Genomic DNA, 24,142 nt, shown 5'->3' with positions numbered 1-24,142 from the left:
TTCAGCATCACTTCATATGGATTTAAAAATATTAAAATAAAATATTACAATTTATCAGCATCCGTTAACTAGTGCATCATAAATCTGTCTGGCAATTTCTTTATCATCTAGATATCCTATTATACCGTGTCTGTTTTTTGTATGATTTTCAACATCACTTTTGTTTTCGATGGCTGGATCAATTTCAAAATATTCTTCGTTCAGTGGGTTTAGAGCTACTACATCTCTATCATCAAAAGCATTATACCATCCGTTCTTAACACATTGAGGCATTATAATCGGAGTTTTTAAATAATTCTTTACTGCTTTTAAGCCTAATGGAGAACCAACAGTTATAAATTTACATACTTTAAAGGAATTACTGTCTCTTAAAACATTATAGCAAACAATGGATCCTAATGAATGCCCGACAACAACACACGGTTCATCGTCAAAGACATCTGTAACCATCTCATCAATCTTCTCATTTATAGCTGAAACCGTTAAATATATAAAGACGTCTCTTGTGAACTTTTTTATTGATACTTCCCCCCACGAAGTATGTTCATCTAAAGCTCTCAAAATAGCTTGCACCCACCCCCAATTCAACGGTCCCTTATCAGTTATTTGCTCTGGGTTTTCCATTTCAATCTGCTGGGTTGTAATTTTAGCATTATCTGATACTTCTTTTAAAAAATCATGAACAAAACGGGCATCCTGCACATTTTCCCCGTTAGCTCCTTTCTTAACAATACTTCTGACCGGTTTTCCGTATTCAAGTATCATCTGGTCTAAAATTTTGCCATAAAACGGAAATTTAACATCAGACTCAGCAATTGGAAGCTCTAGTCCAGATTTTGCAAGCCCTGTTTTGAGTGTGTCAATCCACTGCTTTTTTAATTTCTGTTCATCTTCAGTTCCTTGGCCACGGCCATGTACAAATATTAATTTCATATTACTTTATTTCGTTTATGGTAAATAGCTCCTTTAAAATTGCCGTTCCCTTTTTATCGAATGTAGTCCAAAGATTTGGCAGTATGCTCTGTGATGCTTCCATCACCCCTTGGTGTACAACATCCTTAAACTTACCATTATAGGCCCATCCCAAAGCGATCATTGGACAAAAAGGCGCTGTATTAAATAAATGGTTTTCAAGTTCACCGGCAAGCATCGCAACGTCAAAAATCATATTATCAGGTTCTCTTTCCATAAATCTGTAAACAGACTTAATATCTTTTGTTTTTCCCTGCTGCATATAGGCATAAACAGCGTAAAGTCCGAGGGAAGGGTCTAAAGATTTTTCTTGCCTTAAATAGCTCCCTGCATCGCTAAAGAAAAGTCTTTGATCATTAAATTCATTTTCAAAAACTTTAGAATAGTCAAAGCCTTCATTTGCAGCCCCAGCTACAAAGGCTCTTACAAATGAGATTTTATCTTCAAACTGTTCATAGAAAGCATATTTAAAAGTATTTCTGCTTGGCGTATAATTTATTGTCAGGAGCCTGTTTTTCTTAAAAACAAGGTTACCAATGTATCCATATAATACAGCTACAGGAACGGATTGTCCATTACTAAGTATAATCAAGGCCGAAAAAGTTTTGTTTTCTTTGTAAATTCTTATATTGGCACTACCATTATAATATTCAATGTCAAAGTTGCAATTAATCAAAACGTCCTTGACTTTTGCCCCAGTAACGGAAAATCCAGTATATGTTTCAAAGGCAGGTTTACCCTTTGCATCAAAAATTATTTCTGAATTTTTGATTAAATTTGATTTGACCTCATACATATTTATAGAATTGGGTATAGATTCAAAACCATTTAAAATGGATTTAAAGCTTCTATTTTCTATTTTCAGTGCTTCCATGCCTGTTTTCAGATTTTCCTGCACGCCTTTGACTATCATCTTATCTGAAGAAGTCTTAATTTTTATTTCCTTTTTAGATGACAGCAGCATGTCTTTAGCGGCAGAATCGTCAAATTCTGACAAGTGAGGCTTTGGATTTTGATATTGGATTCTAATCTCAGGTGTCTGTTTTAAGCTAATACTGATCGCTTTAGCTTTTTCGCTGACTAATGATTTAATCGACTCTTCACTATTTATCGTATTTATAAACCATGACCCGCCCGTAAGTTTCTTATATCCTTTGTCACTAGTTAAACTCTCAGCATCATAATATGAATTCAGGCTCACCCCTGCATCCTGTGTGATCAGTTCTGGGTAATCACCTTTTAAAACTTCAACTATAGTTTGGGTAAACAGTCCAAATTTCTCAGAACTTTTGCTGACGCTCACTTCGGAAGCAGGATTTCCTGGTCTGGTTGCGTAAAGAAGATCTATAAAACAGTCCTGGCCCGTATCGGGACGAATTGGAAAAATTAATGACCCATTGCCAGTGAATTGAAGTTCCTGAGGCAGCACACGGCAGGCATCAGATATAAAAACTATATATGGAATACCTGATAGTCTCGCATATTCAATCGATTCAGTCAGATTCACTGATTCATTTGGATTATTTCTAGCTTGATTTAAAAGCCATATTTCCTGACTGGGGCTCCGCAATATGCCGTGTCCTGAAAAAAATATGATCAGCTTCTCGCAATTCTTTGCGTTAACGATCTTATTAATCTCTGTGAAAATCTGATTCTGGGAAACGTCCCCGCTCTGATCTGTTATTAGAGTGGTTTTGTATCCTTGAGAAATACCCCAATCGGCAAAATCGGCCGCTCCTTTTACTGCTCCCTGAAGAGGCTGCAATCCTTCGGTATTATTTATTCCAATACTTATTATATGTTTCATGACTATAATAAAAACCTAAAGCAGAACAGCAAGTTGCCTGATTAAAGCATTTGTATTCAGCTCTAATTATTAAGGCAATAAAATAAATAAAAAAATAAAAAATTGCAGCAAGTATATCTACGTGTTTTAGTTGACAATCCAGTTGACAATAAATTTATTTTTATAAATTTTATAAATACATAAAAAAAAACGGATTTGTCTTAGTTTGAATTTTTAAATAATTTATCTTTAAGCTCCAGCATAAACTTTTATTCGCCTTCTTCATCTAAATCCTGATCATCAAAAACCTTATAATTTGGCTTTTTAAAATAAGGGTAATTTACTTCTAAAAGTGCATCATATTCTTCATCTTCAATAAAAATTGTGTAGGTCTTGTCAACAAACGTATTATTAATAAACTCGGAAAAATCTTTTAGCGTGTAAATTCTATAAGCATTATTAAACATTATAAAAGTAGGCGTATTGACTATAAAAATACCTTGAACCTCAAATGATCCTAATTTAAAATTTCTGTCATTTTGAAGCACTTGAAAATGTTCTTCAAGTTGAGATTCCATATTTGACAAGAATTCAATTTTTCGCTTAATAGTTTTATTGTATGCTTTTTTATTAGTTTCAAAGTAGGCGTAGTCATTTCTGAAATTATTCATATCATATCGTGCTATCTGATGCTTACTGTCAGCTATATAAACCCTATTATTATGTAGAAACAAAAAATCAATCTCTCCACATTCCGGAGTGTCAATATTTAGATGCTGTCCATTCCAACGTCTAAGATATTTAATATTTCTGTCAAAAATAATTCCTGCGCTATCTAATATTTTGTCCGCTTCATCCTCAAGAATTTTATCGTTAGCAGAGACTTTGCTCTTAACATATGCAGAAAAGCAGTCATTATTCCATTCTTCAGGAAATTTACCCCAACCAATAGCATTTGTAGTCAAAGACATGACACTTTCTATAAAAGATTTGTCGCCTACAAAAGTCAAATCAACGCCTTCAACATTATAAACAAGGAAAGGGCGATATAAGTACTTGTTAATATTATGCGGTTTGTACACTGCTTCTCCCAACGACATTTTATTCTCTTTTGACAATGTCAGCCCCTTGTAAAACTGCTCACCGTTTTTATAAGGAATACCATATAAATTTTCAAGGTTTTGTGGAAAAATCCACCATTCGTCCAAAATAAACTTACCTCCATCTGCATTTTCGTGAATTGCCTGTATAGTCGCAACTGCCTTGTCATAATCAACTCCTAGACACCTATTAACTGCCGATTTAAAATCAACAAAATCATTATTTCCTGTGACTGCATAATCTAAATGTCCGTTTATGGTGTTTAGCAATTCTTTAATTAAATAACCATAATGATGTTTATGATCAAAATAATAAAGATCATCTCCAGTAAATTTAAGGTCTACACAGTCTTCAATCAAGTGCTGCTCGGCAAGCAGATTTGAGCAGGCAAAAATAAAATCGCCTAAATAAAGTAGCGAATCAATTATATCCTCTTTACTTTTGAGATATTCAAAAGAGCCCGGCGGCCCGCTTGTCAGTTTCAAATCGCATCCCTGTTCTAAACAAAGCTTTAAAACTCTCCGGTATACTGCGAACTTTTGATTGTTCATTTCTTGAACAGGCGAAACATTTGGTCTTTTCTGTTGAAAATCACATGATACCTCATGAAAAAGGAAAAGTGCCTGATAAAAAGACAGCTCCGTTTCATTACTTATCACTTCCAAAAATTGCTTCTGATACCATTCTAAAGTAAAAAACAAAATCTTTGTCATCTCCTTTTCACTATATGGACCTTTGCCAAATTGATCAATCAATTCTGCAGAAATTAGAGGACGATACTTTTTAATAGTTTTCTGATCGTACCATGCTAGAAGTTTCTCTTCTGGAGTAAAATAAATCGGCATAAAAAGCTTTTCTAAAATTAAAGAATAAATTAATGGCAACTCGAAAAATGAATTGCAAGGATAAGTATAGTTAATTCAAGTACATTAAAATTTGTTTTTCTAAAGTATTCCAGCTTACTTTTTTACTCATATTAAAAATAGCAAAATGTCTTTCTTTCTCTGGAATATCTTGAAAACTACGCAAAACTTCTTTTATATTGAATACTCTCATATTACATTTCAAAAAATGGTAATGTTTTGAGTCTTTAATTCGTAGGAAATCAAGAGAGTTTAAATAATTTTCTTGCAGTAATAAAATTATACTTCTCTTTAAATAACTTTTAGGATCAGAATCCCAAATTTCTTCTATTTTTGAGGATAAAATTTCGGAAGCATTATCATCAATTAAAGCTTGTAAATAGATTTCGTTACCAGACTTGAAATAATCTTTTAGAATTATTTCATGATGCCTTTTATCTGAAACTTTTTGAAAAATGCTAATCGCAGATTTCTTATCATTGGAATATCTGGAATAATAAAATGTATTGAAAAAGTCTTCATAATAAATATCTGGCAAGGTTGGCAGTAATTCATACAATATATTCCTAATCCTTTGTCTTCTGATATAAGGTGCACATTCTAATTGACTATGAAAATTCGAATAGATTTTTTCTGAATCGTTTGCTGTAATAAGACGTTTGCTAATATTTGAATTCACAGAATTCTTAAGATCGGTATTTTTCATCTTAAGATAGTAATCTATAAGTTGGTTTAATTCGATATTGTTAAGGATGCTATGTATCAAAATATTATAAGGAGAATCGAAACTAAAATCTTCTTTTTTCTTTTCCATCAACTGCGTTAAAAGAATTAAATGCTTTTTTTTCATACCTGAATTAATATTATTTTTATGATATTAGAAACTTTTACTTAAAAACAAATTCTGAATCCATAAAGTGGATTTTACAATCAAGACATATACTTAAATATTATTTAATCAACTTTTTTTTCACTCATTTCAACTACACCGGAATTTTCAAGTTCTTGAAATAAAATTTCAATATTATCTCTATATTGAGTTGCAAGATTTCCAAATCTATTGGGTCTTTGCTGACTAAAAGTAAAAACAACCCTTTCTTTTGCTCTGGATAATGCAACAAAAAATGCACATTTATCTTCATCTTCCTGCTGTTGGAAGGACCAGAATGCCCCATCCTCCAATCCAATAAATATAACTGTATGATATTCCAATCCTTTACTTTTATGTATTGTCATCACAGGGATTGTATCTTCTCCGATAAGCATATCTAATGCTAAAACCATATCATTTACAGTTTCAAAATTCTTAAGAAACTCATCTCTTAATAAAACTAAAATCCTTGTAAACTCAGCAGGATTCTTATATTGAGGAAACAATACCCTGATGCGGTCTTGCCCCGCAAAATCAATTATATCATCGATCAAAGAATCAAAATGCTGATCAGTAAAAACAGTTTTTTTATATTTTTTTTTTGTTGCTTTTATAAAATTTGAAAGTGCTATTTCTAATTTCAATAACTGTTCATCCTCTAATTCTGTATGAAGGTTACTTAAAAAAGTGAATACTTTTTGTTTCCTCCCTTGAGATTTTTTCTGAAAGATGACATACAGCGTATTAATGATATATATCGGAAGTTCTTGAGAAAGAAGATCTTGAAAAACATTTTCGTCCCTCGCCTTTATTCCATATTGGTTAAAGTAATTAATAAGTTCGCCAACATACTGTCCTAGTTGCTGCTTAACCAGTATACATATATTTCTGGCATCGATACCATCTTCTTCAATCCATTTTTTCACTTCTTGAAATAATATTTCCATTTCATCTGCAGGATTTTCGAAGAACCATACAAAACATTCGCCTTGATTATTGTTCCATTTCGGGGAGGGTGTGGCAAAATCTGTTTTCCCTAATAGATTTTGCGTGAGATGATTTAATAAAGTAACCAGCCTTGGAGCACATCTAAAATTCATTGTAAGCGGAATACGAGTAGCTCCGGTTTCTGCAATAAAATCTTCAAATATAGTTTTTCTGGCACCTGCCCAAATCATTATACGCTGTTTGTCATCACCAACAGCGGTGAATACTGATTTACTCGTTAAGAAACAGCTCTTGAAGAAATCATATTGAATTTCTGTGGTATCTTGAAATTCATCCAAAAAAACAAAATGATAAGTTTGTTGGAGAAATATTCGAATATTCTTATTGCTAATAACTATATACTCCGCAAGCCTCATAACCATTGCAAATGATAATTTAGATTGCTGGATCATTTTCTTCCATACCTTCATTCTAATTTCATCCTCGAGACTATCATTTGAAAAAGGAAGTTGCGCGTGATGAAATGCGAGGATAGTTTTTTTGTGTGTTGTGTTGCAATATTCAGCGTTTTCAGATTCGTATAGATCTAATATTAACTGATCTCCATGAATAATATCATAGTCAGGATTAATTTTAAAATCGTCTGGAAGAGCTTGAATAAAGCGATCCAACAGCTGCTTTGCAAATGAATCAAACGTATAAGAATCAAACCGTTTAGAAAGCTCATCAGCACAGCGCTTTATCACACGTTCCTTTAGATTATAAGCCGCATCCTTTTTAAAACTTATTGCTAAGATCTTATGTGGAAACCTGCAAGTGTTAGTCTGTAAAAGAAAACAGGCACGCTGCGCCAGAAGCTCTGTTTTTCCTGCGCCTGGCCCTGCTACCACGAGATAGTTTTTACTTTTTTTGGCTACCAGAAGTGCATTTTCTTCTAAATTCATCCCGTCTACAGGATTCCAGCAATTGGTTTGTAAAGGCTTCATAAAATGTCAATCCTTTTTTAAAATTGATGATATGCGATCAAAAATTTGTGTGAAGACCTCAGGTAAATTTTCTCTTATCGCATCATCAGTCATGGAGGATAAAACTTTAATGTGTGTTGTTGGCTTTCCTCTGCCCAAAAAATGGTAATTGTACCAGATCATTAACTTTTTTTCATCTTCATTATACGATTCTCCCTGAGCATTTTCAGATTTTAAGGTCGCACGAACTGACGCAATCAATTTTTCATTAAATTTTACATTCTGCTTTTTTTCGTCAGGAATTTGCGGTCCTCCGTTTTCAGGAATTGCATTTTTATAATAATCTGGATAATGGCTAAGCATCAGAAAATCTAAATCTAAGGGAGCAGAATAAAAAATATTCCTTTTATTTAATTTTACTCTTATCCAATTTTCTAAAGCCTGCTTATTGTATTTTTTTAAATCTCGAAGATGCATATTTTCAAGTTCATCATCTGTTAAATATTGATTCTCTCGGAGCTTTAATAAAATCTTCTTGCTAGAACCTTTATCAATCAATTGTTTTAGAGCATACTTTATTCTTCCCCAACCACCTCCTTCACGTTCTAAATCTAAATCTAAAAGTGTTACATAAGGTATATGAAGTGTTTCTAATAACTTCCATATATGATTGACAAAACGATGTCCAAGAGGAGCAAAAGTGATAATATTATCATCAAAATCAAGTTCCATGACCTCCATAAGACGGTTAAAAATAACTTCCTCGCTGTCTCCTTCCCCAATAACAACTAATTTAGCAAAATAGAGTTCAGGATAATTATGCACTGCCTCTTTTACATATTTATATTCTTCATCTTTTTTATCAGGAAGCAGTATTTGATTAACTTCTGTCTCGTACTCTTCAGTTATTCTAAAATGGAGAATACTTTCCGGATCAAGTCTCTTCACAATTGCGGGAGTATGCGAGGACAATAAAACCTGAGAATTTTCTTTATCTGCTATTGTTTTTAGTATTTTTATTACTCTTCCTAATAATTGTGGAGCTATATGGTTTTCTGGCTCTTCAATAGCTAAAATTGTAAGCAATGGACGATTTATTCCAATATTTTCGTCTGCTTCATTTTCTGCTAGCTTTTCTTCTATCTCCAGCAATGCACAAACAAGCGTCAAATAAAAAAGCGACCGGTACCCCTCCCCTAATTCATCTATCTTGTACGATTTATGAGTGCCTGTCGGACTGAAGGATATTTCTAACTTTTTAAGAATCGAGTCAAAATCGGTACCTGCAAAACTAAGTGTAGAATCTTGATAGCGGATATCTTTATGAAACTGCTGCCACAAGTCTGTTATAGAATTTTGAACGGTGCTAAATTCATTCAGCCCTTTAAAATCATTGTTTATCTCTTTTATCTTCCTATCAAATTCAGTTTTAAAAGCGTCATCCCATTTAATTTTTTTTAAAACGCGATATAAAATACTTCCCGAAGCATATTTTAGTTGTTCTGCTGGTTTTCTAATTGCGGGAACATACAATACTTGTATTAATTTTCTTAAGTGATTTGGGAAAATTTGTTTGTCATCCTCTTTTTCTGGAGTATCTTCTCCTACTTTTATATAGTAAGTTTTACTTTCTATTTCTCCTTCAGGTTCAAAATCAGATTTTCTCCAGATTGCTTCTAATCTTAAACGTATATAAGGGATATCGCCTTGATCATCAACGACCATATCGGTAAAGAAATGAGGAATTGCTTCCATATCATCCTCAACAAAATCAATTCTAACTTCAATTGAAAGAATTCTTTCTTCGATTTCATCAGCCTGCTCCTCTTTTCCGATATGAAAATCTTGGCGGAAAATCTCTCTATCTGCTAAAGAATGACCAAACATTTTTTTCAATGCCTCAAGCGATGCAGTCTTACCTGCGCTATTAAGGCCAATGAATCCAACCAATTTTTCATTGATTGGAATATATATTTCTTCCGGTCCAAAAGATCTAAAACCTTTAATCTTTAACGCACTTATTTTCATTTCAAATAATCTTTTATTAGTACAAATCAAATATCCTTTTTTTTTATATTTTTTCTTTACGGAAAACCGTAATTAGCATCTATTTATATTATGTAAATTGCCATAGATACTATAGTAATAAATTTAATTTACTGTAAATGATATTAGCTTGAAGTTTCATTGCTTATAAATATATATAACGTCCATCTACTAAAATGCCCGTATAAATACGTGTTTTTAAAATAAATTTTGTGAGTATTTTTATTTAGTTAGTTTTATGAGCAATATCAGCTACTATTTAATATCTATAGTTAACTAATCCTTTAAATTTTAATTAATCTATATGCAATCTCCCAACAAAAAAATAAAAACATTAGATATCATAGAGGATTTAAATACACTTCTAAAAAAAAGAAACGGTGGAGCGGTTAACTTTAGAGGAATTCATTACCAGGTTTTGTATTCCTGCCAACTAATTCTTGAAAAACTAAATGAACCGGCAGGTAACGAAAAAATAACACTTGAAGGAATTGAAGATATAGACTCAATACAAACTTCCTTGACCACAAACTCATGTGAGTTCATCCAATTAAAATCGTCTGATAACAAAATAAATGCAGGTGACTTTTGGAACTGGAATGTTCTTCAGAACTTCCTGCAGGTTTATTTAGGAGATAGCTCAAGCACCTTTAGACTGATTCATAATTTCCAAGTATCGGACGGCGCTTTAAAACAACTGTTTGAAAATAGGCTTACATCAAATTCAATGGAACATTGGAAAACAAAAATAACCAGTTACTATAAACCTGCCTTTGATATTGAGGACTTTTTAAGCAGGATATCATATGAAAGAATCTCATTTGATGAAATTACAAAAAGCATTACACAGCTTTTAATTAAATTTTGGGGCGTCAACATCGGTACAGAAAAACAATTTATAAATGCATTAGTCAACAATATTTTACAATGGTCTAAGGAACGAGCAACAATCAGCCATCAAAATGTTCGTGCAGTTTTTGAAGATGTCAGAGACTCCTATTCCAAGGCTGTAAAAAATGAAGCTGTAAAAAACAACTGGATAGAGCAGATAAATTATTCTAATGAATCTCCTACCAGTCTTTTAAATTATTATGATGGTAAAGCTGCCAAGCCTTATCATATTTCAAACGGGCTTCCAGCGCGAAGAAAATTGTGGGAAAAAGAAATAATCCAGGCTGTCAAAACTAATGATGTCGTCCTTATCAGGTCATCGAGTGGGCAGGGAAAATCTACCCTCGCCTGGCAGACCGGATATACCCTGAGAGAAAAACGTAATATTTACCAGCTTCATATTGCAAATAGCTGGGAACAGGCTAATTCAATAATGGAATTCCTTCATTCACGTGTTTTGATCGGTGAATTCCCAGTTGTGATTATTGATGGCCTAGATGCAACGGTGGATAACTGGCAGAAACTGGTGCAGCGTACATCAATGCTGCCGGTTAAATATATCATCACTTCCAGATACGAAGATTGGATAAGATATGGGGGTGACATTTCCTCTATCAGCATGCAGCCGGTAGATATCAGTATTGGAAAAGAAGAAGCTGAGGATATCTTCAAGCAATTCAAACAAAAAGGAAAACTGCATCCGGAAATTAAAGAATGGCAGCCTGTCTGGGAACAGGTTTTAGATAAAGGTCTGCTGATTGAATACACTTACTTGCTGACACGTGGTGAAATGATCAGCCAACGCCTTGAATCACAGATTAAAAAATTAAAAGATGATAGAAGTCCAGCTGCCAAAACGGAAATTCTTAGAATCGTCTCGGCTGCAGATTGTCTTGGTTTAAAAATAGAAACCAAAACCCTTGTCTCCTATATTGAAAAATCTGTATCATTTGCTAATCAGGACCGCGGAGAAGTGCTTCAAGAACTGCAAAACGAATATTTTCTTAATTTTGACAGCAAAAATATTGAAGGACTGCATCCAGTCCGTTCTTCTCATCTGCTGCAGCTATTGCACATTACGCTGGCTATTTCAGATACTTTTATTAATCTTTATCAATTACTACAAGATTCCGAGAAGCAGAATTTCTTTCAGACTGCCGCGCTTTTAATCAAAAAAGAAGAATCTTTCGAGTTTTATAACAGTATATCAGAAATTCTAAGCCATGGAACATATATGGATATGGTATATGCCCTTAATGGTGTTTCTCATATTGAACCTCAAAAATACTGGCTCGAAAATCAGCAGCAGTTTGATGAGGCATTCAAAATTGGAGCCTTGGATTTGTTTGTAATGCATACAATACCTGGCAAACAGATCAACACCTATGATGAGCTTTTAAAAGTAATGCCAAGCCAGTTTACTGAAAACATGACCCGACAACGAGATCTTTTGAAAAATTTATCGAAATATGATTTTAAGGGAGGTGATATAAATTATCTCGCCGCTGCATTAATAAACAAAATCAATAGCTCTAATTCCTTCAAACCTTCATATCTGGGACTAGGCCATCTAGCAAAATGGTTTATAAAGCTTGATCTGAAACTAACTATTCCCTTTGACACAAATTTCTTATCCGAAAACTTAAAAAATCTTTCAATCGAAGAAGCAGTAGGACTTTTTCAATATGCCTTTATATCAAATCCTCCATTGTATGAAAATTATGTTTTGGAGAACAAACAAATTATTATAAACTTTCTTAGAAAAAACACCGAATCCTTAAGAATTGAAGAAAATGGTAACCATATTGACATACATTACATATGGGATGGTGAATCATCAAAAACAACGGTCAATCAAAGCATGAATAGGATTGAATATGTTTATAATTTTCTTCCTTATTATTTAAAATATAATACCCACCCCATTATACTGCCTTTTCCAACAGAAGAAATCATCAGAGTAACTAGAAGTGATGCAACTAAAAGCATCAGTCCAGAAATCGTTCCGGATTCATCTGAAGCTTCATATTCTAACATATGGATAGAAACTATAAGCAGAAATTATTATGAAAATTCAGCTTTTGAATGGCAGAAAAATAATCTGCAAATACGAACTGCAGCTATTGACTGGTGTAAAAGTGTCTTGAGGATTATTGACTCTTCTTTTGAAGGGAATAAGGCAAAAAGAGATAAGGAAACAGAAATCTATGTGCTAGCCAGCGCTAAACTAAGCGAGTCAATGACTCCTGTTAAACCGTATCCAAAATATGCCAATACTATGCCTGATAAAGCCGATCTAAAGAAGGCTGAACAATTAATCAATTCATGGTTTGGCGTAATTAGGAATTCAAATTCCCAATTTACAAACTTATTTAATCCACAGGGAGAAAATGACCAATATGTAGCATCAAACAATTTCAAGTCCATTTTCCTTAAGCTAAAAGAAATGCAGACTGCTTTTCACGATATCGAAAAACTCACTGCAATGCATTTTGATTCCTCATTAGTAGATAAAGATGAAAATATTATATATGAGCGACTTTACAAAAGCATTACTTACTTGATGAATCATTTTCCATTCAGTACCCAGATTCCTGTGAAAGTCGGGCGCCTGGCTATCGAGAATTGGTATACTGAATTTATTACCAGTGAAATGTCCCAGCTCAAACAAATTTTGGAAGCAGCATCTCAGGAAATCGGCTATGATTTTATAATGCCCAAAAGAATCAACAAAATGGAAAATGTTCCTACTGTAGTGATAGGCATCAAAGATTTTGACTTCACAAAAGAAAACAACATTTTTTTACTCGCATATTCACTTCGCACCTTAGCTGATTACCCAGCCTATTTTTTCTCAATATTATCAATCCAGAACAACATAGCTGTAAGCGGATTTAGATTCAAAAAGGAACTTTTTGAAATTTTAAATGATTTTGATGACACTAAATTCGAAGATTTAAATTTAAACCTCCCTTTACCTATAATTCCGGATCATGAGCATGCTGATCTTTTGAATGTCGAAATAAGAGAACAGGCGACGGAGTCTACGGCAGACCTCAAATACAGAATTTTATTAGAAGTATGGAAGTTATCACAGGCAAGATCAATCTTAAGCAGTGATGAAATATTTGATAAGGAATGGCTTGAAGAACTAGAACACAAACATCTTGAAATAGTCGAAAAAAACATTAAATTAATTCCTGAAAGCAATATAAACAATAGCTTTATAAATTGGTATTATGAAAACTGTAATTCAAAAAAGCTATGGTCAGATCAGGATATTATTTCTAAGATTATTGAAGCCGCGCAGCAGGAAATAAACCAACCGCAAATTTAACAATAGAAAGAAACATTGCGAACGCCATTGCCAACCATCGCATACTTTCCAACATCGGACTCTTTAACTTTGAATTATAGCAATTTATGCGTTAGCGATAATAATATATTTCGGGTATTTTATTTAACTTAAATATTACAGCATGGTAGTTATTTCATGATACTCTATGGATGATTCTTTATAATTTTTAAGTATTTCACTTTTGTTGATTGATACAAGCTTTGAATCTTGAATAGTAAGCGCATATCTGCATTTATTATAGATAGTCATTGCCGTATGTCTTGATAATCCCATATTTTGTAATGCGATAACAATTCTATTTTGAGTACCATATTCTAAAAGGGTTGCCCAATTTTCTCCTGAATTCTCTTCACCTAACAAGTTTATTACTATTTGATAGTAATGATTAAAATATTTCTCAAACAAAAATCTTAAGACGTATTCTATATCATCAATAATTTTTTCAATAACAATGTTAACATGATTTAAATTATTCTTCTCAAATACTGCAAACTCATTGTAATCAACTTGTATCTGCAAGGATTTTTCATCATGCCAGTTAAGAGATTGAACTATAATTTGATTTAAAGTTATTCCGTTCATCCACTGGTTCATTATAACAGCATAGTATTTCATACTATTCTTATTTGAAAGCTTTTTTTCAGCTTTATCCCACTCATATAAATCATACATACTTTCCAAAATCTGCAGACAGACAGCATAGGAAATATCTGCATTTGGAAGTCTTATATCCTGCTTTTTTAAATGTCTTCCCTTTAAAACATTAAAAATTTTTTGCTGCTTGCTAATTTTTATTGACTGGTTGGCATTAAGAATTTCTCTGGGTATAGTTATATCCTTTGTAATGCTTTTCGCTATGTCAATTATCTTCTGTTTGTTTTTCTCTATAAGTTTTTCAATGACTGGGCTTTTGTATGAAGACCTGATTTCTAAAGTATCGATACATATTATGTTTGCTATGTAATCTAGAATTTCTTTTTCAGTTTCGGTGCCACTGATATTTTTGTTTAATAAAATTTTTTCTATTTTCTGCAGATTCTTGTCAATTTTGGTCAAAATTGTAGGCTTTAAGGTAATGGGCTTTTTGAGCAATATAGTACTTTTATTTTCCCATGTACAATCCTCATGTTTAATGCAGTAGATATTTCCAAATAATTCTTTATTTAACCTACCCGCCCGGCCAGTAAGATTCCAAAAATCAATTTCCTCCAATTTTCCTAAACCATTTTTATTATTTAGGATAAATAAGTTTTTAGTCGGCATATTGACTCCCTCCAATAATGTCGATGTGCAGAATACATTCCTGATTTCCTCGCTCTTATATAAATCCTCTACAAGATTTCTCAATAATTGCGGAAGTTTTCCATGATGGTAAGCAACCCTATTTTCTATTAAGTCAGCCAAGAAATAATCTTTATGGATGTAATCCCTAATTTGTTTTGAGGCGTTGGCAATGGCAGTTGTGATTTCTATTTTTTTGTGATCTCTATTTTTTACAAAATCAACCGCTCCATTTATGGTTTTTGGTTTGCTGTTATTATAAATTAGATTATTAGAATTCTCCCCCAAATAATCTATCACTCTACTGATCGTGGAAAATTTTTCATTAAAATTTTCTGTCTCAATTTTTTTGAAATCATTTTTCTCAATTAGCTCTACAGTTTCGTTTACTATGTCGATAAAGTATAAATTTTGAGAAACAGGCGATTCATCTGTTTGAAAATAATTATCACTAGTCTGGCTGTCAAACAAATTCAAAAAAACCTCCGGATTCGAAACATTGGGCGAGGAGAAATACAACTTAACATTTTTACCGTATTTACTCAACGTTCGTTCAATAGCAGAATAAGTGGTTATGCTTCTTGAATCCTTTTCCTGTGCGAGTTTATGAGCCTCATCTACGAATAAAAAACCTATTGGAGGATTGTTCTTTTGCGACAAATAACTGATTAATCTTTCTGGCGTCAAGATGAGAATATAGTTATGAACTTCCTCTGTCAGTAGATCGCTAATATTGGAATTGGTTGCAATTTTATAATTATAGCGTTCAAGTATGCTTTGTAATTCTCCTTTTAAATCTATTGTAAACTGATTAATTAGAGCTCTTGTAGGAACCAGTACAACTAAATTTTCAGGAGGAATATTTTTTATAACTTTTCTAATAAAAGCTTTTATTATAAATGATTTTCCCATTGAAGTAGGACCAGAAAAGCTATATCTCAGGCTTGAACTTAAATTCTTAAACAATAAATATTGAGAATCAGTAAAAACCTGATTCTCGGAGTCCGGAACATGCTGGATTATCTTTTTTGCTTCCACTTCAATCATCCGGTCAAATGGTATTAAAGAACGATTCGAATTTAAGTTTTCCAGATATCTTACTGCGGGAAAATTACCCAATTTGGAATATATAGCTTTTGACATTGTTCTATATATTTCATTATCACAATAATTATAATTAAGAAATGTAACAATCTGGTAAGATCTGTTTCTTGCCGCTGAATCTAATGAATTTGAAAGAATATCTGCAAATCTCAATGAATCCTTCAATTCTTTATTTGAAAGAATACTTTTTATCTCTTTATTTATAGCTTGTTCAGCATTTATCAAAGAACATTTATCGAATAAAATTTTAAAATATTCATCATGCAGTATGTCCTCGGTTAATTTATCTATGATTTTTAATTGGCTCATAATAATTCCTTTATTATGTCCTGTCTAGTCTTCTCCAAATCAGAAAATGGAATAACATAAATATAAAAATTATATCCTGTGAATTCTGCTTTTTTTATTTGATAATTTATTGAGGTTAATAATGAATTAACCTGAGCAGTAATTTTAGTTCTGATCTTTTCGCGAAATTCATGATTGGGCATCTTTTTTTCGTCGGCATCAATGTCAATATTAAATCCTAAAAAGATTCCAAATGAATGGTCAATATTTGTTTCGTCTGTACTTGCACTTGGTATAATAATTTTTTTTAAGAGATCATAGCTATTCTCATCGTAAGCTTCCTTTACCAGTTGGCTGCTTACTAGTTCAATTTCAAAGTCTTTTTTTGCTCCTTTTTGGGAAAGTAATTTACCAATGGATTCAAATGCTTTATAAATGCCTTGTTGTAAATCCGAATGTAGCTTTGATTCTCCAAAAATCAACTGATAATCCTTATCGTTTAATTTCAGCAAATGAACTCCGTCTGCACCATTAACAAACATTTGATTTGAGGTTTTTAGTTCAAGTTTCGTTAAAATTTTTGGAGCATTTAAATGAGATTCTAATAGGCAATAAAGTAATATTTCCCCCAGTTCACCTCCTTCAGTTTCTTTTGTTGTGGATGAAGGATTTTTTTTGATTTCTAAATGGTTTCTAAGAAGACCTCTTGCTTTATCAGTAAGCGTCCTAAATTTTCCTTCATCAACTAATTTCTTTACCTCTGTTCTAGATAAGGCAAAGTAGTGCAACTGGTCGGCTAATAAATCAATCAGTTCATTGTAAACAAATTGGTTATTAGTAACGCGAAGAGTAAATAAATTTAATTTATTTGAATTTTCCAACTCCTGATCCTTTATATCTGAGTAGAATAAATCGAGAAAATCTTTTCTAATATCAGTTTTTAAACTCATCAGATATATTTTATTAGAAGATTAAACAAAAAATATTTATTGTTTTGAAGTAAAACTTTCATTAAGAAAAATCTACAATACAATTATACAAAAAAAATAATACTAGTCTTAATAAATTTGAATTATCAATTGTACAAAAAAAATGCTATAAATAAACATTTGCAGTATTATTTGTTAATTTTTTTTGTGGTACATTCTGTTAATAAAAAAAGCAGACTTGAGTTTATTAAATAACGGAGCTAAAAAGCTCCTTCATTTGCAAAAGAATAGTAGGTTTCAGGAGTAATGATAAGATGATCTAACAATTTGATATCTAGAACACTGCCTGCTTCTCTGACTTTTCTGGTTATCTGTTTATCCGCCTCTGATGGTTTAACCTGTCCTGATGGATGGTTGTGGATCATAATCAGTTATGCGGCATTTGCTTTAAGCGCCGCTGCAAAAATCAGTCTGAGGTCAACTGAAGTGCCTGCAATTCCTCCCGATGATACTTCGTACATGCCCAATACCTTATTGGACTGGTTCAAAAGCAGGATCTTAAACTCCTCAAAAAATTCGATTGTATCTGCATTCCAGAACTGGAGCGCCAGCTGATAAACTGTTTTGGAGGAACTGATATAAGGTCTGTCTGATGCTTTCACTTTTGCTTTGTAGATAAGCTGGATTTCTGCCACCTGATTCCAGTTCTGAAGTGTTTTTGAAGTTTCCATGATTTCTTAAGTTTAAAGATTAATAATGGAACCTGAACCGGGAATGAGAAAGCAAGCGAAAAAAGCAACGCAATAAAGCAGGCTTTTCCGCCTGCATTTATGGGGGATTTTTTTTCTGCGAACCGCCTTTCCTTCCCGAACTTTGTTTCGGAATTAAGCCTGAACCCTGAAACAATATCCCTTTCAAGTGTCTGCGCCGCGGAATTCCATAAAAAAAGCCAAAACTAAATTTCGGCTCTTTCTTCTTTTTTGTTTTTCATGCGCTTTTTAATCTGATAGAGGTTCTGATGCAGCAACTTTAAAATCTGCTTATGATGCGGGGAAACCCTGTTTTTGTCTCCCCTGCACTGCAGAACTTCAAGCGAGGGAAGCGCCACCTCTATGGTCTCCACAGGCTTGTTCTCAAATCTAGCCGAAAGGATAAGGGAGTTTTTCTTCTTGTAGTATTCGTTGGTAAATACGCAGTGGCGGAGCATATCGCCCTGTTCAAGAAAATCATGCACGCTTTCCAGGTTAAAATTCGATTTTAAACAGACAGACAATTCCGGAAATTTTAAGATTAACCATTACCATCAGAATTACGGCTATGATCTGGAAGCCAGTCTTGAGAAACATTCCATAAAAGAACTCATTACGCCGCAATATAAGCAAGACCTTATGAACTCCCTTAAAAAAGGAAATCTTCAGTCTGTGACTTTTGTTGTCAGCGGCGTTGAAAGCAAAATGTTCGTGGAAGCAAATCCTCAGTTTAAGACTCTTAATGTATATGATGGAAACCTCCAGCGCATCAATCATCGAGAAAGCAAGGAAGAGAAAAAATCAGAAGGAGAAAAAACATCTGAAAAACAATCAGACAAAAAACAGTCGGAGAATGCTGACGAGAACAGTGAAACCCCTTCGGCGAACAAACCAAAAAAAAGAAGACAGCAGTCTAATTCGGTTTAGAGATTTTAAAATTATTAAAGTTTAGATGATGAACCCGCAGTTTCCCGTAAATAGAGTAGAAATGGAATTCAGCCAATGGAAAGCAAGAGAGGAGCGTTTGGGTACGCTCTTTTCAATTACTCCGGCAGAAAACAGATCTTTATTGGCTGAGAAACTGCGGCAGTTCGAGAGAATCAGAACGAAATACAGATCTTCAAAAAATATTGAGGAGCAGCATATGCTTCGAATCCTTAAAATGGAAATCCAAAGGATGTCAAAACAATTATATCCAAGTCTCATTTCACGTATCCTGAGGAAAATAATCACCAGCACGCAAAATCATCTTTCACTCCGCAGTGAGGCAAAAAAAGACGAAAGAAACTTCAATTCGCTTAACGAGGAAGTGCAGCGTATCGGCTTTCCTGATTTATCCGAAAAATTAAAAAATCTTATTGACAAGGAACAGGAAAATTTCACCATTCCACTATCCTACTGCCTTAATGAAAAAGAAAAGATCACTCATACCCTTTCCTTTTCAAAAAATGCTGAAGGGCATTTTGAACTTGATGGATTTAAAAGCAGCCTGCAGAATAATTCTAGACCAGAAGACAGCAGGGAATATTATTTTAAAAATGCGCTGGAAAACAATTTTAAGCTGAATGAAGCTTATAATTTATTGTCAGGCCGTTCTGTAGAGCATAACCAATCATGGTTTCAGCTCGACTTTAATGATCAAGACGCTTCGGGCAGTTATCACTTAAAAGAATTTCGAAATGAATATGCTTATGATTTAGAAAAGACTTTAAAGGCCATTCCTTTAAAAGAGATATCTAATACATATGAAATGGAGAAACTAAAACATGCTTTAAGACAGGGTGACAGCGTATCTGCTGTGCTGGTTAAAAATGGACGAGAAAATCAGATTTATATAGAGGCCAATCCGCAGTTTAGAACATTGAATATCTATGACCGGCATTTTCGTAAAATCCAGACAGCTTCATCAAAAAACCAGGCAGCAGCATTTCCGAAGCAATCTGTCCAAAAAGGAATAAAATCTAAAATACAGCAGTGATGGAACAATTAAACCCTTTAACTGAATTCTTTAGATCAATAGAAAAAGACCAGCGCATCAGCATTACCCATATTGGAATTTTTGCGGCACTGCTTCAATTCAGAGCAAATCAAGGCAACATCAATCCTATCAAAGCCTACAGGCATGAAATTATGAAAATAGCCAAGATAACCGGTCCTGTTACGTATCACAGGTGCATAAAGGATTTAAATGAATACGGTTATATAAACTACGTCCCAAAAAAAAACAGAAACCAGAAAAGTGTTATTTATTTTCTTGTTTAAAAGCGTAGCGGTTACTTTTTACGCCGTAAAAATTTAATTAGTGGAATAAGGGTCGCCAAAGCCAAAAGGCCTCAATTGAAGACAATTGGTGCCTTTTTTTCGTTTAAAATATTAAATGAACTAACTTTGAATCATTTTTTCTTTTATTATCTTTCCTTAAAATAATACTAAAGCAGATATTCAATGCATCAGTCCAGCCCCGATTGCTTCGCCAGTTCGCTTCGCTCGTGTGAAACGGAAATCCTTCTGCGCTGGGTTTCGGCGCAAAAGATTGCTTCGCCAGTTCGCTGCGCTTGGGTGCAGCGGATAGCGGGAAAAAACTCCCAAAAAATACTATCATATACAATCTAAAACGCCAGACAACAACAACAACAACAACAACAACAACAACAACAACAACAACAACAACAACAACAACAACAACAACAACAACGTTTTAAGCTATTTCAAAACCAAAATCCGACCAAATGTCACACGTACGACTCAAACCCTCAAAAGAATTCAAAATAGATTTTCATCCATCTGAACTGGATTCTTCAAATGTTCCGGAAGAAAGTAAAAAATATAGCCAAGAATATTTGAGTTCAAATAAATTAGCTGAGCACGAAAATTTCGATATTATGATAATGCTGGAAAGTAAAGTAATTTATGGCTATGATTATATTTACCAAAATAAAAAGCTTATACTTCCCGAAGTAGATCCAATTACAATTTTCTTTTCAAATGCCGTAATGTCTTATGGACGGCTACAACATTATAAGATTAAGCTTTTAGAAGAATCATCAAAAGCTGGTGAAACTGGAAAGAATTTAGATTTAAATTTATCAGGAGATTTTTTTCAGCCAGCTATTAATTGTATAATAAATCTTCAGGCCTCATTGGAAAGCTTTGCTAATAGAGTAATTCCAGAAGATTATTTGTTTATAGATAAAACCGGAAATAAAATTTTCCCTACAGTTAGCTACAAACTTTATAATGTTGTTCCAAAAATTAAACTTATCGATTTCAAGCAAGCAAAAAATAAAAAACACAATAAATCCATAGATAAGTTAATACAATTACGAAATGATATTATACATCTAAAGCCGGCGGAAAAAACTAATACTGGTTATAAAGGAACTTATAGAGAAATCCTAGATTTTGATTTTATTAGGGCGTTTAATGCTGTGCAATCTTATATCAATTTCTATCAAGAAAATTTAGTATCAGAATGTCCTTGTGGAAACGATTATTTTTTTGATAAATTTAAAAGTGAATAGAAACGGCTTACAACAGTTACAACGGATTAGGCAATTGGCTTAATGAAAAGTTGGTTTCATGTTTGGAATGATTTGACAAATCCGAAGAAAGGGTTTAATTTACTCACAAATTCACTGTATTTACAGAACTTTGGGGAACAATAATAAAATGAAAGCAAAACAACAATTACGTAAGCCTGAAAATTGGCCTGATTTTGAAAATCTCTGTAAAAAATTATGGGGAGAAATTTGGAGGTGTCCCGAAATCAAAAAAAATGGAAGAAGTGGACAATCTCAGCATGGAATAGATATTTATGGGATACCATTTGGAGAAGATAAATATTATGGAATTCAATGTAAAGGGAAGGATGATTACACAAATGCAACTTTGGCTGAAAAAGAAATTGATAGGGAAATCAAATTAGCTTTAAGTTTTCAACCGACACTAAAAAAAATGTATTTCGCAACGACAGCAAACAAAGATGCCAAGATTGAAGAATATGTACGAAAGAAAAATATAGAACATTTACAAAATAAACTTTTTGAAGTTCACCTATACTCTTGGGAAGATATTGTTGACTTAATAGACGAAAATAAACAAACTCATGACTATTATGTTCGGAGTATAAATTTTAAAACTGAACATGAAGTTCTTTTTACATTCGAAAATGACGAAACTGAATACGTTATCGAAATTCCGTTTCGAAAGAAAATCACACATTACAAACAAAAAATTGTTCCAGCAGAAGATAACTTTGTAGGACTTTCTGAAATGTTGTTCAGTCAATTTCGTACGGATCATATTAAACCATTTTCGATGTACAGCTTTAATCATAGTTATGCAAGATTTCATTTTAGACTTCATAACCTTGGCTCTGAACCTCTTCAAGAATTCAAAGTATTCTTAGATTTTGAAGGAGATTTCCAATCTATAGAAACATGCACAAAAAGCCACTATATGATTCCAAATCCTAATCTTCAATATGATACTTTCATTTGGAATGAAGATAGACAGGGAAAAATTATTCCTTTGAAAACTATTTTAGTTCAAGATGATACTATCGGCTTCGATACTATTTGTTTAAAACCATTTAACAAAAATACAGAAGTTAAAATACATTGGAAGCTCGTATCCTTAAATTATAAAACCGAAGGAGACTTGAAATTAAATATAAAGCCAACTTATAAACTTAAAGAAGAGACTATTTTAGTTGAAGACCCATTAAAAGTAAGAATAGAAGAAGATATAGAAGACTACATTACAGATGGAAATGATGATGAGAAATGAAATTAATATATAAAAATCAAATAAATTAATAGACTTCTGATATTTCTAAGGTTACATCTTGTAGATTTTCATCTTTGAGAGTATCAGTAAATAAACGTGAAATATTTTGAAAATTGACATATTTAAAAGATTGTGATAAAAACAAAATTAAAATAAAACCTTACATTTAGCACTAAATACTTAGAAATTATTAGATGTCAAATTTATTAGATAAAACAGAATTTACACAAGAATATATATTAGGACTAATTGCTTCAAGAACAGAGGAATCAATTAATATAGATTTTAAAGATGCTAGAGCATTATCATCAGGTGATGGTAAAGAAATTTCAAAAGATGTGAGTGCATTTGCAAATTCAGATGGCGGACTTATTTTTTATGGAATTAATGAAGAAAATCATGTGGCAACTGGAACTTCTTTTGTAGATGGAAATAAATATAATAAAGAATGGCTTGAGAATAAAATAACTTCTAACATTCAGCAACGAATTCAAAATTTACTAATTATACCAGTACGTTTTGATAATGACATTATGAAAACCGTTTATGTGGTTAAGATTCCTAAATCACCTAATAGTCCTCATTTAAACGGTGATAATAAATATTACCGAAGATTTAATTTTAAGTCTGTACCAATGGAGGAATATGAAGTTAGAGATTCATATTTAAGAGTTTCTGCGAGTATGGTAAAAATTGATAGTTTTATTGTACAACTTGTAAATACGCATAATATAAATCGTTATGAATTTAAAATTGAAGTGCTAATAACAAATACAGGTAATAATGTAGCCGAAAAATATAAAGTTGCTGCTATAATAAATACTACTGTACCAGCGGAACTTAGTGCTACAAATCCATACAGCTTAACGAATAACTTTGAAGATGGTCGAATTTTATCGACAAATGTTGTTCCGGCAATATTTCCAAGTGAAAAATTAAATATATTAACTTTCAACCTGGCAGTACGCAATGAAAATATTTCAAAATTCACAGAAACTTCTACAATAGAATTTACAGTATTCAATCAAGGTTCAATAAAAAAATCAAGTGATAATCAAGTGATTGAACAGATAAAAAAACTTATAGAAAGTAATGATTAGTAAGGGTCATATCTTAGGGTAAGAGATTAATTGTTGAATTTTATTTTTTTACAATTCAACATAAACTTACATTTATCATATATAAACTATTAAACCAAAAAC

16 protein-coding genes and 1 pseudogene are annotated in these 24,142 nt (G+C 32.7%); 7 read left to right on the top strand and 10 right to left on the bottom strand.

What is annotated here, in order from left to right; translation table 11 throughout:
* Positions 1 to 54: 54 nt before the first annotated feature.
* The 6 genes from SOM12_RS04785 to SOM12_RS04760 all read right to left on the bottom strand — a co-directional run bounded on the left by SOM12_RS04785 (position 55) and on the right by SOM12_RS04760 (position 9,534).
* Positions 55 to 933 (bottom strand): hypothetical protein, encoded by an 879-nt coding sequence (locus tag SOM12_RS04785; protein WP_320492602.1) that lies wholly within the window; start codon positions 931 to 933, stop codon positions 55 to 57.
* A gap of 1 nt (position 934) precedes the next feature.
* Positions 935 to 2,779: a caspase family protein gene (locus SOM12_RS04780; RefSeq protein WP_320492601.1), complete on the bottom strand. Its 1,845-nt coding sequence runs from the start codon at positions 2,777 to 2,779 to the stop codon at positions 935 to 937.
* A 248-nt stretch (positions 2,780 to 3,027) separates the two neighbouring features.
* Positions 3,028 to 4,704 (bottom strand): hypothetical protein, encoded by a 1,677-nt coding sequence (locus SOM12_RS04775; protein WP_320492600.1) that lies wholly within the window; start codon positions 4,702 to 4,704, stop codon positions 3,028 to 3,030.
* Positions 4,705 to 4,774: 70 nt separating this feature from the next.
* Entirely contained in the window at positions 4,775 to 5,572 is a 798-nt protein-coding gene (locus SOM12_RS04770) for a hypothetical protein (protein WP_320492599.1), read from the bottom strand.
* 104 nt (positions 5,573 to 5,676) lie between these two features.
* On the bottom strand, positions 5,677 to 7,527 hold the full coding sequence (locus SOM12_RS04765) for an ATP-dependent helicase (RefSeq protein WP_320492598.1): 1,851 nt from the start codon (positions 7,525 to 7,527) through the stop codon (positions 5,677 to 5,679).
* Positions 7,528 to 7,533: 6 nt separating this feature from the next.
* Positions 7,534 to 9,534, bottom strand: a complete 2,001-nt coding sequence (locus SOM12_RS04760; protein WP_320492597.1) for an ATP-dependent nuclease — start codon at positions 9,532 to 9,534, stop codon at positions 7,534 to 7,536.
* 322 nt (positions 9,535 to 9,856) lie between these two features.
* Between SOM12_RS04760 and SOM12_RS04755 the strand changes: the two genes are divergently transcribed.
* Positions 9,857 to 13,780, top strand: a complete 3,924-nt coding sequence (locus tag SOM12_RS04755; RefSeq protein ID WP_320492596.1) for a hypothetical protein — start codon at positions 9,857 to 9,859, stop codon at positions 13,778 to 13,780.
* 135 nt (positions 13,781 to 13,915) lie between these two features.
* Here the strand turns inward: SOM12_RS04755 and SOM12_RS04750 are convergent, their stop codons facing one another.
* From SOM12_RS04750 to SOM12_RS04735, 4 genes and pseudogenes are all read right to left on the bottom strand, one after another.
* Positions 13,916 to 16,495 (bottom strand): DEAD/DEAH box helicase, encoded by a 2,580-nt coding sequence (locus SOM12_RS04750; protein WP_320492595.1) that lies wholly within the window; start codon positions 16,493 to 16,495, stop codon positions 13,916 to 13,918.
* Positions 16,492 to 17,424 (bottom strand): DUF1837 domain-containing protein, encoded by a 933-nt coding sequence (locus tag SOM12_RS04745; RefSeq protein WP_320492594.1) that lies wholly within the window; start codon positions 17,422 to 17,424, stop codon positions 16,492 to 16,494. Before SOM12_RS04745 ends, SOM12_RS04750 begins: the two co-directional genes overlap by 4 nt.
* Positions 17,425 to 17,663: 239 nt before the next feature.
* A pseudogene (locus SOM12_RS04740) lies at positions 17,664 to 18,134 on the bottom strand (JAB domain-containing protein).
* A gap of 224 nt (positions 18,135 to 18,358) precedes the next feature.
* Complete coding sequence (locus SOM12_RS04735) at positions 18,359 to 18,637, bottom strand: PcfJ domain-containing protein (protein ID WP_320492593.1); 279 nt, start codon at positions 18,635 to 18,637, stop codon at positions 18,359 to 18,361.
* A gap of 154 nt (positions 18,638 to 18,791) precedes the next feature.
* Here SOM12_RS04735 and SOM12_RS04730 point away from each other — a divergent pair, with 154 nt between their 5' ends.
* The 6 genes from SOM12_RS04730 (at position 18,792) to SOM12_RS04705 (ending at position 24,040) form a co-directional block, all read left to right on the top strand.
* Positions 18,792 to 19,079: a hypothetical protein gene (locus SOM12_RS04730; RefSeq protein ID WP_320492592.1), complete on the top strand. Its 288-nt coding sequence runs from the start codon at positions 18,792 to 18,794 to the stop codon at positions 19,077 to 19,079.
* Between the two features lie 61 nt (positions 19,080 to 19,140).
* Entirely contained in the window at positions 19,141 to 20,130 is a 990-nt protein-coding gene (locus SOM12_RS04725) for a hypothetical protein (protein ID WP_320492591.1), read from the top strand.
* Positions 20,130 to 20,414 carry a hypothetical protein gene (locus SOM12_RS04720; protein ID WP_320492590.1) on the top strand — a complete coding sequence of 95 codons (285 nt, stop codon included), beginning with the start codon at positions 20,130 to 20,132 and terminating at the stop codon, positions 20,412 to 20,414. Before SOM12_RS04725 ends, SOM12_RS04720 begins: the two co-directional genes overlap by 1 nt.
* 467 nt (positions 20,415 to 20,881) lie before the next feature.
* Positions 20,882 to 21,673 carry a hypothetical protein gene (locus SOM12_RS04715; protein ID WP_320492589.1) on the top strand — a complete coding sequence of 264 codons (792 nt, stop codon included), beginning with the start codon at positions 20,882 to 20,884 and terminating at the stop codon, positions 21,671 to 21,673.
* Positions 21,674 to 21,821: 148 nt separating this feature from the next.
* The gene (locus tag SOM12_RS04710) at positions 21,822 to 22,940 is read left to right on the top strand and encodes a hypothetical protein (protein ID WP_320492588.1); all 1,119 of its coding nucleotides are present in this window, start codon (positions 21,822 to 21,824) and stop codon (positions 22,938 to 22,940) included.
* A 194-nt stretch (positions 22,941 to 23,134) separates the two neighbouring features.
* Positions 23,135 to 24,040, top strand: a complete 906-nt coding sequence (locus SOM12_RS04705) for an ATP-binding protein (RefSeq protein WP_320492587.1) — start codon at positions 23,135 to 23,137, stop codon at positions 24,038 to 24,040.
* Positions 24,041 to 24,142 lie beyond the last annotated feature (102 nt).

The sequence above is a fragment of the Flavobacterium sp. CFBP9031 genome, from assembly GCF_034044945.1.
Classification (GTDB): domain Bacteria; phylum Bacteroidota; class Bacteroidia; order Flavobacteriales; family Flavobacteriaceae; genus Flavobacterium.
Note: the sequence above shows the minus strand (reverse complement) of the source record. Positions and strands in the feature narration are given on the sequence as shown.

What these genes read in the sequence shown, in the direction of transcription:
- SOM12_RS04730 (WP_320492592.1), top strand. Translation starts at nt 18,792, where the DNA reads ATGAACTCCCTTAAAAAAGGAAATCTTCAGTCTGTGACTTTTGTTGTC.
- SOM12_RS04705 (WP_320492587.1), top strand. Translation starts at nt 23,135, where the DNA reads ATGTCAAATTTATTAGATAAAACAGAATTTACACAAGAATATATATTA.
- SOM12_RS04775 (WP_320492600.1), bottom strand. Translation starts at nt 4,704, where the DNA reads ATGCCGATTTATTTTACTCCAGAAGAGAAACTTCTAGCATGGTACGAT.
- SOM12_RS04720 (WP_320492590.1), top strand. Translation starts at nt 20,130, where the DNA reads ATGGAACAATTAAACCCTTTAACTGAATTCTTTAGATCAATAGAAAAA.
- SOM12_RS04770 (WP_320492599.1), bottom strand. Translation starts at nt 5,572, where the DNA reads ATGAAAAAAAAGCATTTAATTCTTTTAACGCAGTTGATGGAAAAGAAA.
- SOM12_RS04785 (WP_320492602.1), bottom strand. Translation starts at nt 933, where the DNA reads ATGAAATTAATATTTGTACATGGCCGTGGCCAAGGAACTGAAGATGAA.
- SOM12_RS04710 (WP_320492588.1), top strand. Translation starts at nt 21,822, where the DNA reads ATGAAAGCAAAACAACAATTACGTAAGCCTGAAAATTGGCCTGATTTT.
- SOM12_RS04715 (WP_320492589.1), top strand. Translation starts at nt 20,882, where the DNA reads ATGTCACACGTACGACTCAAACCCTCAAAAGAATTCAAAATAGATTTT.
- SOM12_RS04780 (WP_320492601.1), bottom strand. Translation starts at nt 2,779, where the DNA reads ATGAAACATATAATAAGTATTGGAATAAATAATACCGAAGGATTGCAG.
- SOM12_RS04745 (WP_320492594.1), bottom strand. Translation starts at nt 17,424, where the DNA reads ATGAGTTTAAAAACTGATATTAGAAAAGATTTTCTCGATTTATTCTAC.
- SOM12_RS04755 (WP_320492596.1), top strand. Translation starts at nt 9,857, where the DNA reads ATGCAATCTCCCAACAAAAAAATAAAAACATTAGATATCATAGAGGAT.
- SOM12_RS04750 (WP_320492595.1), bottom strand. Translation starts at nt 16,495, where the DNA reads ATGAGCCAATTAAAAATCATAGATAAATTAACCGAGGACATACTGCAT.
- SOM12_RS04760 (WP_320492597.1), bottom strand. Translation starts at nt 9,534, where the DNA reads ATGAAAATAAGTGCGTTAAAGATTAAAGGTTTTAGATCTTTTGGACCG.
- SOM12_RS04765 (WP_320492598.1), bottom strand. Translation starts at nt 7,527, where the DNA reads ATGAAGCCTTTACAAACCAATTGCTGGAATCCTGTAGACGGGATGAAT.
- SOM12_RS04725 (WP_320492591.1), top strand. Translation starts at nt 19,141, where the DNA reads ATGGAATTCAGCCAATGGAAAGCAAGAGAGGAGCGTTTGGGTACGCTC.